This window comes from Enterococcus avium ATCC 14025 (genome assembly GCF_000406965.1).
In the GTDB taxonomy this organism is placed as follows: domain Bacteria; phylum Bacillota; class Bacilli; order Lactobacillales; family Enterococcaceae; genus Enterococcus_A; species Enterococcus_A avium.
Window position 1 is genome coordinate 835335 of the sequence record NZ_KE136357.1, and the last position, 13062, is coordinate 848396.

Genomic DNA, 13062 nt, shown 5'->3' on the forward strand with positions numbered 1-13062 from the left:
GACTTTTACGAACGCATTGATCACTTACCTCCGATGCTTGATCCAGCATTTAAAAAAGCGATTCTTTACTTAAACAAACACAAACAAGCGATTATCAATGCGTTAAAATACCCCTATTCGAACGGAAAACTTGAAGGGAAGAATAACTTGATTAAAGTGATTAAGAGAGTGGCATTCGGTTTTAGAACCTTTCGCCACCTTCGTATGCGAATTCTGATTCAACAGAATCTTTGCGACATTATTTGAGCAAAAAAACAAAAAGAAAAAAGGAAACGCCGAAGCATTTCCTTTCAGTGATTTAATGAGAACAACACGATTTGACTTAGAGCCCAATTTCTTCAATCAAATAGGTCAGTAACTCAGATGAACTGCTGAAAAAAGGTGCCCAAAAGATCCTTACAGATCCCTTGAACACCTATAAATTATTTTTTCTTTTTAGATCATCCGTCGATTTGTTCGATGATTTTTTCCGCAGTCAAGCCAAATTCTTCCTGTAGAAAGGCTGGCGTTCCCACCTGTCCAAAACGTTCGTCGACACCGATACGCTTTAACGGAATGGCGAAGCCGTTATCTGCTAAAACTTCTGCTACCGCACTGCCTAGACCGCCAGTGATCGAGTGATTTTCAATAGTAATGACCATTTTCTTACCAATTAATCGCTCCAATAATAATTCCTTGTCTAGCGGCTTAATCGTAAACATATCGATCACATCGACTATTTTGCCCTTTTCTTCAAGATGCTCCGCCACATCCAAAGCCTCAGAAACTAATTGTCCAGCCGCAACGATTAGATAATCTGAACCTTCTTTCAACAGGTTGCCCTTGCCTAATGCAAAGCTCGAGCCTTCTGCATAAACATCGCGAACGCCTTTACGATTGCCCCGAACATAATGCACCCCGGTCAATTGACTAAATTCTTTAATGATCCACTCCATCTGAACAGCGTCAGCTGCATCACAGATGACCACATCAGGTATCGCGCGTAATAATGCCACGTCCTCCCAAGTTGTATGGGTTCCGCCGTTATGCCCAGCCGCAAATCCAGGATCTGAACCAAAAATATTGATCGTATTTTTAGAATAGGCACCTGATAGAAAAACTTGATCCAATACACGTCTTGTTGCGAATGGCCCGAAGGTATGGACGAAAGGAATGTATCCTGTAAGATTTAATCCTGCGGCGACACCTACCATATTGGCTTCAGCGATTCCGACATTGATGAAACGATCAGGATTAGTCTTGATTAGATCCGTCCATTTGCTGGCAGCGCCTAAGTCGGCATCCAGAGCAATCACCTTCTCGTTATTTTCCATCGTTTCTTTCAGAGCATCGACCACTGCAACACGAAGTTCTTTTCCAACTTCTCTAGTATCTGCTAATGTAAACATCTAGCCACACTCCTTTATTCGTTCTCGCAATTCGGCCAGGATACTCTCTGTCTGTGCCAATGTTTTCTCATTGTCAAATTTTACTGAGTGATTAGCCGCCATTTCTTCAAAAAAAGGTACTCCTTGACCTTTGACAGAATCAAGAATGATACAAACCGCTTGATCTTTGATAGCTTTACACTCAGTGATCGCCTGATCAATGGCTGGTATGTCATCTCCTTTGGTCTTCACTGTTTTAAAACCAAATGCCCGCATCTTTTCCTCAATATTAAAAGGATTCAAAATTTCTTTTGTTGTTCCATCCAGCTGCTTTTTATTTTCATCAATGATTACGATGCAATTATTCAGCTTGAAATGAGCCAAATACTGAAAGGCCTCCCAGCATTGTCCTTCATTTAATTCGCCGTCTCCAACAATTAAATAGACGTAACTGTCTTTCTTCTGCAGCTTCAATCCTGTCGCGATTCCTGCCGCGACCGAGGTTCCTTGACCTAAAGAGCCTGTCGTTGCATCTACTCCGGGTGTTTTTGTCCGATCTGGATGAGAAGGCAGTCTTGTGCCGCCTTCATTCAAAGTCATCAGCCATTTTTTTTCAAAGAAACCAACTTCTGCTAACGCACTATACCAAGCAGTTCCTGCATGTCCCTTGGATAAAACAACTCGATCACGTTCCTCCCACTGAGGATTCTTTGGATCATAGTTCAATTGTTTTCCGTAGAGCACTGCTAATAATTCCACAATGGATAGCGAGCCGCCGATATGTCCGGCACCAACCTTCCTGATCGCCTCGATTGTATCAATCCGGATGTTCGTGGCTAAAATTTCTAATTTTTTAAGCGTTACTTCTTCCACACTATCTTCTCCCTTGAATTATTCAGAAACCGCACGTGATTTTTTCCCTTTGGTAACAGCTGTCAAAACGATCAAGATTCCTAATACTGCTAAAATTCCAATAATCGCAGCGATCTGTCCACCAAAATTGGCAAGATTTCCTAAGAAAATTCCGGTTACTCCATAATCTGTGTCAGAGAAGGTTGAACCCTGGAAGCCTAGTTCACCCATAACAGGCATTAAGAGAATCGGCATAAAGCTGATAATAACACCATGAACAAAAGATCCGACTACCGCTCCTCGAAGTCCGCCAGTCGCGTTTCCGTAAACACCGGCAGTTGCTCCACAGAAGAAATGCGGCACAACCCCTGGAATTATTACCGTCGTTCCGGTTAAGACCATGATCACTAAGCTCACAATTCCACCAACAAAGCTGGTTAAAAAGCCGATCAATACGGCATTGGGTGCATAAGGGAAAACGATTGGACAATCCAATGCTGGAATTGAATTTGGAACTAATTTCTCCGAGATTCCTTTAAATGCCGGAACAATTTCTGCTAAGATCAAACGAACACCTGCCAAGATAACGAATACCCCCGCCGCAAATGAGCCAGCCTGCTGCAGCGAATAAATAATATAGTTTGTGCCACCGCTTAAGTTTTCTGCTACAAAAGTATTTCCCGCAAATAAGGCAACAATCACATAAACAACTGCCATTGTAATCGTAATACTAACTGTGGAATCGCGTAGGAAGGACAAACCTTTCGGGAAGTTGATATCTTCAGTCGATTTTTCTTTATTTCCTACAAATTTACCGATCAGACCGCTCAGCGCATACCCAAAATTCCCTGTATGTCCTAAAGCAACCGTATCGTTCTTCGTAATTTGGCGAGTAAATGGCTGTGCGATAGCTGGGAAGATCGTGTTGGCCAAGCCCAAAGCCAAACCTCCAAATAATACCAATGGAACAGTTCCCATATCCGTCACACTCAAAATCACCGCGATCATACACGCCATGTAAAGTGTGGCATGTCCAGTTAAATAAATATATTTAAACCGAGTAATCCGCGCGATCAAAATATTAAAGGCCATTCCGACTAACATAATAAGTGCTGTGTACGTACCAAATTTATTAAGTGCCAAAGCAACAATCGCTTCATTATTCGGAACAACGCCCTGCATATTGAAGGCCGCTTGGAACATTTCTCCGAAAGGTGCCAATGAGCCTTCAATTACACCTGCTCCAGCTGTTACTACTAAGAAGCCCACAAATGTCTTGATTCCGCCTTTAACGATTGAAGCCGTATCTTTCTTTTGTAAGATATTTCCTAAAATAGCAATCAGAGCTACTAATAGCGCTGGCGTACTGGCAATATCAATTAATATACTTAAAATACCGTTCATTTTTTAATCCTCCTACTTTTTCTTTCCTTCCAGACATCGCATCCTATAGCAGTCCTTGTTTCACACATTCTGCTTGAACCTTTTCTTTTAGCTCGTCCATATCAATGATGCTATTTAATACAATTACATTGCCTAAATGCTGTGCGCTATCAGCTAAATCACCGCCGACAAAAAATGTGTCTGCTAATTCTGGTGCTGCACTGCCCATATCATAATGAGCAACCTCTACGCCTTCTACTCCTAAATCTTTAAGTACAGATTGAATATTCATTTCTACCATAAAGCTTGAACCCAAGCCTGATCCACATACCGCCGCAAATTTCATTATTCATCTTCTCCTTCAGTCATAATTTCTAAAATTTCTTCTTTTGTTGAAGCATTTAGTAAAGTATCTAATTTCTCTTTATTCGACAAAATTCTTGTTAAGCTCGCCAGCGCCTTTAAGTGCATTTCATTATCAATGGCTGCTAGACAAATAAAAATTTGAATCGGATGCTTTTCATCATCTGAAAGCAGCACAGGCGTATCCACCTTCAGCAGTGACATTCCTAACTCATTGACCCCATCTTCTGGACGTGCGTGAGGCAGCGCCACACCTTTACCAATATGGATAAATGGTCCGTAATCCTTCACTTTGTTAATCATTGCTTCTATATAGGATTGGTTGATTTTTTCCTTCTTCTTTAACGGGTCAGCAGCTGTATCAATCGCCTCTTCCCAGCCCATCTTACGGTCTGTCAATTGAATCATGTCAGCTGTTAATAATTCTGATAACATCGGTCGATCATCTTCCCTTCTTTTCATTTCCTTGTTCATTTTTTTCTGCACAATGTTGTAGAGCTTTTCTTTTGTAATACCATTCTTTAATTCAATATGAGGGATTAGAATATCTAGAATTTCATTCACCGATGGAATCAACACCTTCGGAAAGAGAAAATCTTCCTGAACTCTTCTCATTAATGCGTTCTTTTCTAGTTGTGTCATGATTGGATTGATCACATAGAGCTTCTTCTCTGTCTTCACTGGAACACTAGAGAAAATAAGATCAAATGCACTATCCAGCCCTTGATGATTGAATTGTTCGAAGGAACTTGTTTCGGAAAAATCAATCTGCGGAAACAATTCCTGCAGCTCAGACTTCATAATCAAAGATGAACTAATACCGCTAGGACAAAGAATCAGCGCCCTTAACTGGGCATTTCTCTTCTTTTGTCGTTGATTGCTGATTTCGCCGCCAAAGAGAATCGTGAAGTAGCCAATCTCTTCGTCAGGAATATCCTTTTGAACGAGCTTCCTTAACGGAAATAACGCTAATTTGGTCAATTCAAAAATCTCATGGTATTGCACTTTTTATTTCGTCAATTAATACATTGCTCAATTTAAAATCAAATTTGATTCGAAAATAAGCCGGTACCAAATGATAGAAAAGGTCCAGGAGCAGCTTGCGATAATTTTTGAATTCAATCGCAGAAAGGCGTTCTATTTCATGAATGATCTCACTGGAGCATTCCAACAAAAACTCTAGCGAAGTATCTTGAATTTCCCCTTGAAGAACCGTCATGAAAATAACTGTGAAGTAATAGGATTCCATGCTGCTGTTTTTAATTTTCGAAAAATGCGCTAAGAACTGATTGCTCGCCTTGTGTGCAATCAGTGGCGCTAAAAGCGCTTGATCCTCTTGCGAAAAGTCGATCTCATAGTTTTCCGTTCGGCAAATCAAATAGGAAATGAAATACACCATTTCTTCAAAACGACTAGGGACAAACACTAGATCAAATTCTTCAATCGTCATTGAAAAATTTAAGCGAACATCTGTATACAGGTTTGGGGATTTTAATGATAGACCTTCATACAACAAACGATTGCCATTGGGACTGGCGGCTAAAATACCTAGCAAATAAAAAGCGGCTCCGCGGATTGAAGCTTCAGCTCCATTAAGAAAAAAACCAATTTTTCTAGAATATTCTAGGGTTACTCCACGTTCAGCCAGTGCTGCTCGAAGCTTTTTCAAATCCTTTAAAATCGTATTTTTACTGACGAACAGGAAGTCTTGGAAGTAGTAGACAGATAGTTCCTCAAATTGTGCAAAAGTCAGCAAGAAAATCATTGCCTGCCTTTCTTCTTCAAGAAAAACAACTTCCTCCCGCTTTTGATTAAAAAAGAGATCAATCCAATTCCGCGTAATCATTTTAGGAATTTCAATCCCTGTCTCTGTTATTAAAATTTCTGTTTCAAATAAGTCAGACGCCACTTCATTGACCTTTTCAATTGCCAAAAGCAGGTCCATTTTCCTCATTTTTGTCATTTCAGCTGCTTGATCAAGCAAATATTTTTCTTTTGAATCTTCAATAAGATAACTTAACCGATAATCTATCATATCCCTACCCCCACTTATACTATATATCCAGACCAAAGAAAGCGCTATGATTCTTCGGCACAACCTGTTTTCACTTTTTCTCAAACAGTGTACCGATGTTTTTACCCTGCGATAAAGGAACATAAAACAACGATTTATTTTTCTAAGTCAAAAGCTTTCCAATACAGCCTCTATACTCAGTTACTAGACTTACACATTCTTAATAAAAAACTAAGCGAGCTTTTTATGTAATTGTTCCCTTCGTTATTTTTCCGCCTTTGAACGAAAAAATTATCTTGAAATAAGAGTTGATTCCGTTCGATCCTCTTACAAATCATTATAGCAACATTCCATTCTCCATTGCCGATTGTTCCTAGATACGACTAAATCGAGTCCGCAAAAAATACAAACTCCTTTTTACTAATGCTCTATCAGAAACAAAAAATCCTATAAACAATCGTTAATTATCGCTATTCGACGCAAAAAAAGAATCGAGCATCTAAAAATGCTCGATCCTTCCTTTTTAACTATTACATAATCGTTCCCATTGCTACGTTTTGATCTTCATCATTGATGACCGCAGCAGCAACAGCTGCTTCTAAACCTTTAGCGATTGTTTCAACAGATAAGCTCGGTGTTCCTACAGGTAAATCTATGACTTGCTCAGGCAAGTAAGGCACATGGATGAATCCGCCTTTGAGATTCTTTCCTTCTTTATCTGCTAAATACAGCAAACGATACATAATATCGTTACAAACAAATGTTCCAGCGGTGTAAGAAACGCTGGATGGAATTCCCGCTTCTTTTACTTTGCTGACCATCGCTTTGACTGGAAGTGTTGCAAAATAGGCTGTTTCACCATCTTCATAAATGACTTGGTTCAATGGCTGTTGTTCTTCATTATCTGGAATACGAGCCTCCATCAGATTGATAGCAACTTTTTCAACAGAAATATCTGAACGTCCGCCCGCTTGTCCGACGCAAATGACGATATCAGGATTTTGTTCCTCAATCGCCTTTGCCAGAACTTCGCCATCCTTTTTAAAGACTGTGGGGATTTCCAGTTTATGGATTTTTGCGCCTTCAATTGTATCAGGTAATAATTTTACTGCTTCAAACGCAGGATTAATTGCTGCGCCGCCAAAGGGATCAAAACCGGTAATTAAAACGTTCATTTCTTTCACCATTCCTTTTCTTTCTATTTAAATAAAATCATATAGCAGATTTGGAAAACTAAGAAGATTACTGCTAAGACCGCTTGATTTTTGATTACGCCAAAACGATCCTTCATTTCCAGCATCGCCACAGGAACGATGTTGAAGTTTGCGGCCATTGGTGTACACAAGGTTCCACAGTAGCCACAGGTTAATGCGACCATACCGATTAAGACAGGATCAGCTCCGTAAGCAAGAACAAACGGTGCTCCAATTCCGACAGTCATTACCGTAATAGCAGCAAAGGCATTTCCCATGATCATCGTAAACAACATCATGCCGATCGCAAAGACGATAATTCCCAAGTTGACATTTCCTTTTGGAATCACCTTCGCTACCAGATCAGAGATTACTTCTCCAACTCCAGCGGCCGTAAAAATCGCACCTAAACTAGCTAATAGCATCGGCAGCATACTTAATGGGCCCACCGTAGACAACATACGTTCCGCATCATCCAAGAATACTTTTGGCTTATTTGAATGAGAATAAACCATTAATACAATAATCGCAACCAATACGCCGACTCCGACACCAACTAATGCCCCTAATTGCGTAAATACGGCAAAAATAATTGCAAAAATCCCCATTGATAACGCTGGGATAAAAATTTTCATCCCAATCTTATCAGCCATTTTCTTCGTAACAGCCTCAGTCGGTGCACTTTCTTTGCCTTTGCTGACCTTTTTGAAAATTGGCGGCAATGTCATAATAATAACGATCACCCCATTAGCCATCGGTGGAATCCAGCGACCAAACATCATGACTACACCTAGTGCACACCAGAAAACCGCAGTACCGATCGGTGTTGGATTTGCTTTATCTCGGGCATTTTTAATCCCGGTATAAACAGCAACTGCACCCATAATAATATAAATAATTTCAAGTAGCTTTTCAGATAATAAAACATCTTGACTTAGAAAAAATGACATGTATGTTCCTCCCTATTTATCGTTGCCGTAGTATTTTTTGTATAATTTTCGGTCTTTTAAGAAGTAGTATACGATTGCTACGATGACCGCAAATAACGCCACTGGAATCTCAACCTTCGCTAAATCAAGCAAGTTTGTTTCGTAACCTAAATCCTTCAATGTCGCTTGAACTAGCAAGGCTCCAGGACCACCAACAAATAATACTTGGAAGAAAAACCACGCAATATTTTCCATCCCTGAGGACATTCCCTTAAGCTCTTCGACATAATCTTCTTCTGGTTCTTTTCCTTTTGCTTCAATTGAACCAATCACCATTGGCATAATGATCGGACGGACAAAACCGGCTACCCCGCCAAAGCTAATATTGAACGCCGCAAAGATTGAACGCATGATACCGTAGGCCCCAATAACTGCGCCAGCTGATGCATTCTTGATTTTCCCAATTAATTTTGCCGCAGACTCCTTCAGACCATTTCGTTCCAAAGTTCCTGTAACCAGCATGATCAGGATAAAAATAGCCATCGAACGATTTGAAACAAAGCTTGTTCCTAACGTCGTTAATAAGCCTTCAACACCTAGACCACCAGTGATCGCTGTGACGATTGCCGCCACTAAAATGATCAGAATTGAATCTAGCTTCAATGCAAAACCAATAATAACGATCAAAATTCCTATTAATTTAACTAATTCCATGTAAAACTTTTCCTCCCTTATTCATTTCAAAATGATGTAAAAGTTTGAAACAAATTTTCTTATTATCACCATTGGCCTACGATTCTACTAATATTAACGTATGAGTAGAACGCGCAATTGACATCCTTATGATGATGCAATAATCGGACGAAGCCGAGTATAGCTAATGTTTATTTCCTCTGATGTAAACACCGCAGAGGTTTGGTAAAGCGATGTTGACTCTAGCAATAAATCAATCGTTGCCAGATCATGCACAACGTGAGCTTGAGCGCACAATCTTAAATATTCTCCTTGAGCCGTTTCATCTGCCACTTCACTTGTGTAGGCGACTGAAGTCAACCACGGAAAACGAATTGACGGATAGCGATGCGTTGTATCTGCCGCAAAGCCAATCCAATAATTGATCATTTCCTTATAATACTCTGCTGGAAATAGCTTAGGCAGCCATTTATGTGCATAGGTTTCAAACTGCTGCGCCCACTCTTCATTCCACTTTTTCATTTCTGGAACAGAGCCAATCGCCTCTGCAATCACATCTTCGATTTTTTTATTTAAGACGATGTTCGAACGATATTCTTCATTTGTAGGGACCCAAAAATAGCCATACAATAATGAACGTGGAAGCCAAAAGCCTTTATACGAAGGCGATGTATAACCAGAAAACGGCTGCTCCCATTCATGAGTAGGCACACCATGATTATCCACCATGACATCTGGTACAAATCGTTCATAAAGTCGCGTCATTCCTAGCGCTTCGGTATGCTGTGTTTCCAAATTGAAGTATTCATAATAGAATTCTTTTCCTACTCCGTTAAAACGAGCGACATGGAGCTTCCACTCAGGTGTCTTTTTTTGCAGCTCATAGTGAATGGCTGCACCATCGACATTTTCCAAGGGAACGATGACCAAATTCAGATGCACTGCAACATCCTGATACTTCGGATCGGTTAGCAATTCCTTCAATAGTAGGAAAGCTCCGTTGGTACCTGACACTTCATTCGCGTGATGCCGCGCATTGATTATTTCTGATGGATAATTGGTCAAACGCTTGGTTCTAGACAAATAACCAGAATCGGCAGCTTTTGGTAATAATTCGATTGCATATATTTCTCGCCCTAAATAGGATGTCGCGATCTTGTAGACTGAAATCTGCGGCACGCGTTTTAACTGCTGAATAATCGACAGATATTCTTCGTAACCAATGACTTGCTCAGGATATAAATCAATCTGATCAATCGTTAAATCCTGAACTGCCTCTGGCGCCTTTTGAGGGACATCAACCATAAAACGCTGCCCCTCAGCTTGAAAGATTAATTGTTTGTACAAATGAAAATCATAATCTTGACCAACTAATCCTTTACCAAAGAGACTTGCGTATGCTTCTACTACCTCCGCCTGCACACCCTCGATCTGAATTGTTGCAGCTAAGCTCTGTGATCCATAATGAATGGACTGAAGGTAACAATTGATTTTCCTGCGTTCAGGTGGATAGACGGCCTGTTTGCCCTTCACCACGATTTGAGGTTCTTTCTTCATTTGTTCAAGAAGTGTGACTTTAAATTGAGGTTTTCCTGCTTTTTTCTGAACAATCGGTAAAATCAATCCCGGCTCTTCAAACATCTCACCATGAACGTCCAAGCCATAATTTTTGAAATAATCTGCTCCTGCAAAATAGAGGTCTTCATGCAACGCATCTAAACTGGACAAAAGATCATTACGGCTTGCCAAACGTTCATCTGGCTCACTTGCAGTAATCTCTAATTGCATCTGCGCGAAAAATGGCTGCTGTGCCTTAGTTGGCTTGCCATTTGTCCGTTCTTCAATCCATGAACGGCAACTTGGCAGCACCTCTTCCTGATAAAGTGTCCAAATTTTTTCAATGTCTGTTTCAACGCGCTCTTCTAAAACAGTCGCGGCATTAATTTTCACTCGCAGTCTTCCAGTTGGCGGATGAACCTTTCCCATACCTGGATAAGCAGTTAGATACGGTCTTTCAGAATAGCTGGCTTGATAAGTCCAGCGTTTCTCCTCCGTCTCTGTTTTCACTATCAATTCATAGGTCAGCTCTTCTGAGCCGGAATAAGTAGCAAACGCTATCTGATCCGCCGACAGATTGAAGGCCTTCATCAGATTATCTTGAATCGGATAAAGCTCTTGCAGATAACGAATCGGCAGATCATTCCATTTTTCCGGATCACGACCATCTACATTATTATAGGTCGGTGTCGCACCAGATTCCTCTGTCCATTCCGTTACACCTTCTGGTAAAAAGGGCTTAAAAGCTATTGTAACATTCTCAATTTTCTGACTTTTCAATTTAGGTATGATGATGTCATTGATCCAGGAATACCCTTGCTTATGGGCGCAAACCAGTTCAATCTTTCCATCTGCATGACGAGCTGTCAGTTCCTTGTGAATCCTTTGTTGAAGCGCCTCACGCACTTGCCGATCCTCACTAAGCACACCTGTAATTTCTACACGATCGCCTGACTGGATTTTAGGATAAACAGAAGCTAATTTTTCTAAAAACTCATCAACCTCCCAGGTTAAATCAAAGGTCTTCTCGTAGGCTTCGATCATAGAACGATGATTGACAAAGGTTAAATCAGGAAATGCCTGTTCAATTTCTTCCTGCCGTTGCGTAATTTCAGGTGAAGCATACACCAGCTTCTCCTCAGCTGGCAAGCTCGCGGCATAAGCCAATTGACCATCGAGGTTTTTCATTGAAAAGCTCTCTACCAACTTTTGAAGATAGCTGCTCCAAGTCTCAAAAGCGGAAAGCTTTGGAAACTGTTCGCACAAAATCGCCGAAAATCCCTCCAGCTCTGTACCAGTTCCTTCTATAATAATTTGTTCACCCTGTTTGAAAATTTGACAATTTTCTGCTTCTCGGAATAAAATTGCTGGACCACTCTCATAGCACTGGCTAAGCAGCCAATCCGTTATTGCTGTGGTCTCCATGCCAAAACGAAAAGCAATATTGCTTGCCGCAGCCATCATTGAAGCACTGCACTTTTCGGGTACAATCATCTTAACTGCTAGTTTATCAGGTAAAAAATCATGATTTCGATCTTGTAAAAGCGGGCCCGTACTGAATAATTTCTCTAAGCCGGTCACTTTCCGCCATTCAAAATCAATGACCTTCTCAGCATATTTGTTTGTTGCTTGATAATCCTCTGGCGGTCTTTCATGCTTCTGCTTTTGTACAAGCTGTTTCATTAACTCTTGTTCAGTTGGCGTAGCCTCACCCGTACTCGTACTAGCAATTGGAAAAGTTGAATGTTCGCACATAAATCCTGAAATCAAAGCTGCTTGAATGGTCTGCCGTTGTTCAGGAAAAGCCAACTGTCCTTCTACTTTTAGCACATCATTTCCTCCCTACTGCTGTTTTTTAAACAATGTCCCAATCTCACGTCCAGCTAAAATATCATATAAGACATGTGGATCTCTGCCATTTGCTAGAACCATCGAGATATTCGCCGTTAAAGCCCCAGTCGCTGTTTTCAGCTTACTACGAATCCCGCCGCGGCTTAATTTTCCTAAGCTGGGATCAGAGGCTTCAAATAAGCGTTGATCAATTTTACTTAAATGTCGAATCATTTGTGCTTCTTCGTTGATTGTTGGATTTTCCGAATACAGGCCATTCACATCGGTCAACATGATTAATAAATCAGCATCAACTGCCTCAGCGATCAATAGAGATAATTCATCATTGTCTTCAAATTTTGTTCTGTGTTCTCCTTCATCGACCGTCACCGCGTCATTTTCATTCACAATTGGTAAAATTCGGCGGGCCAAAAGCTCCTGAATCGTTTGATCAAAAGCCTGACGATTTTCAGGAACTGTTAAAATATCTCTACTTAATAATAGCTGTCCGATTTTCTGATCGTGCTTCTTAAATTCAGCTTCGTATAAGCCGGTTAGGATACCTTGACCAACCGCCGCAGCTGCATATTTTGATACTTCACCTAATTGGACTGTCCCAGCACCAACAGCTCCTGACGATACTAAAATAATTTTCTTCCCTGATCTCATTAATTGGGCCAAGACACTGGCTAATTTTGAGATAGCTGATTCAATTATTCCTGTTTCCGGTGACACTAATAAACTTGTTCCAACCTTTATAACTATGATATCTGCCTTTTTTATATCTTCTCTCATCAAATACACCTTAACTATAAAAAACAGACGATTAAACTATATAAAACATCAACCGACCATTACAATTCTTTTATTTTGTGCTAATC

Annotated in this window: 10 protein-coding genes and 1 pseudogene; 1 reads left to right on the forward strand and 10 read right to left on the reverse strand. The window is 40.5% G+C overall.

What is annotated here, in order from left to right:
• Positions 1-246: ISL3 family transposase (locus OMU_RS03945; RefSeq protein WP_016178671.1), on the forward strand; the 246-nt coding region annotated here is incomplete at its 5' end.
• 194 nt (positions 247-440) lie between these two features.
• On the opposite strand, the gene OMU_RS03950 is transcribed toward OMU_RS03945, so the two are convergent.
• The 10 genes and pseudogenes from OMU_RS03950 to proB form a co-directional block, all read right to left on the reverse strand.
• Complete coding sequence (locus OMU_RS03950; protein WP_016178672.1) at positions 441-1388, reverse strand: transketolase family protein; 948 nt, start codon at positions 1386-1388, stop codon at positions 441-443.
• Positions 1389-2240: a transketolase gene (locus OMU_RS03955; RefSeq protein WP_016178673.1), complete on the reverse strand. Its 852-nt coding sequence runs from the start codon at positions 2238-2240 to the stop codon at positions 1389-1391. It lies immediately after the preceding gene.
• An 18-nt stretch (positions 2241-2258) separates the two neighbouring features.
• Positions 2259-3623: a PTS ascorbate transporter subunit IIC gene (ulaA, locus tag OMU_RS03960; RefSeq protein ID WP_016178674.1), complete on the reverse strand. Its 1365-nt coding sequence runs from the start codon at positions 3621-3623 to the stop codon at positions 2259-2261.
• Positions 3624-3666: 43 nt separating this feature from the next.
• Positions 3667-3948: a PTS sugar transporter subunit IIB gene (locus tag OMU_RS03965; RefSeq protein WP_016178675.1), complete on the reverse strand. Its 282-nt coding sequence runs from the start codon at positions 3946-3948 to the stop codon at positions 3667-3669.
• A pseudogene (locus OMU_RS24055) lies at positions 3948-6000 on the reverse strand (BglG family transcription antiterminator). Before OMU_RS24055 ends, OMU_RS03965 begins: the two are co-directional and overlap by 1 nt.
• 509 nt (positions 6001-6509) lie before the next feature.
• Positions 6510-7154, reverse strand: coding sequence for a pyroglutamyl-peptidase I (gene pcp, locus OMU_RS03980; protein WP_016178678.1), 645 nt, complete (start codon positions 7152-7154; stop codon positions 6510-6512).
• A 23-nt stretch (positions 7155-7177) separates the two neighbouring features.
• Entirely contained in the window at positions 7178-8122 is a 945-nt protein-coding gene (locus tag OMU_RS03985) for a DUF979 domain-containing protein (protein WP_016178679.1), read from the reverse strand.
• Positions 8123-8134: 12 nt separating this feature from the next.
• The gene (locus OMU_RS03990; RefSeq protein WP_016178680.1) at positions 8135-8815 is read right to left on the reverse strand and encodes a 5-oxoproline transporter, DUF969 family subunit; all 681 of its coding nucleotides are present in this window, start codon (positions 8813-8815) and stop codon (positions 8135-8137) included.
• Between the two features lie 126 nt (positions 8816-8941).
• Positions 8942-12181 (reverse strand): M14 family metallopeptidase, encoded by a 3240-nt coding sequence (locus OMU_RS03995; RefSeq protein WP_016178681.1) that lies wholly within the window; start codon positions 12179-12181, stop codon positions 8942-8944.
• 12 nt (positions 12182-12193) lie between these two features.
• Entirely contained in the window at positions 12194-12976 is a 783-nt protein-coding gene (gene proB, locus OMU_RS04000; RefSeq protein WP_016178682.1) for a glutamate 5-kinase, read from the reverse strand.
• Between the last annotated feature and the right edge of the window lie 86 nt (positions 12977-13062).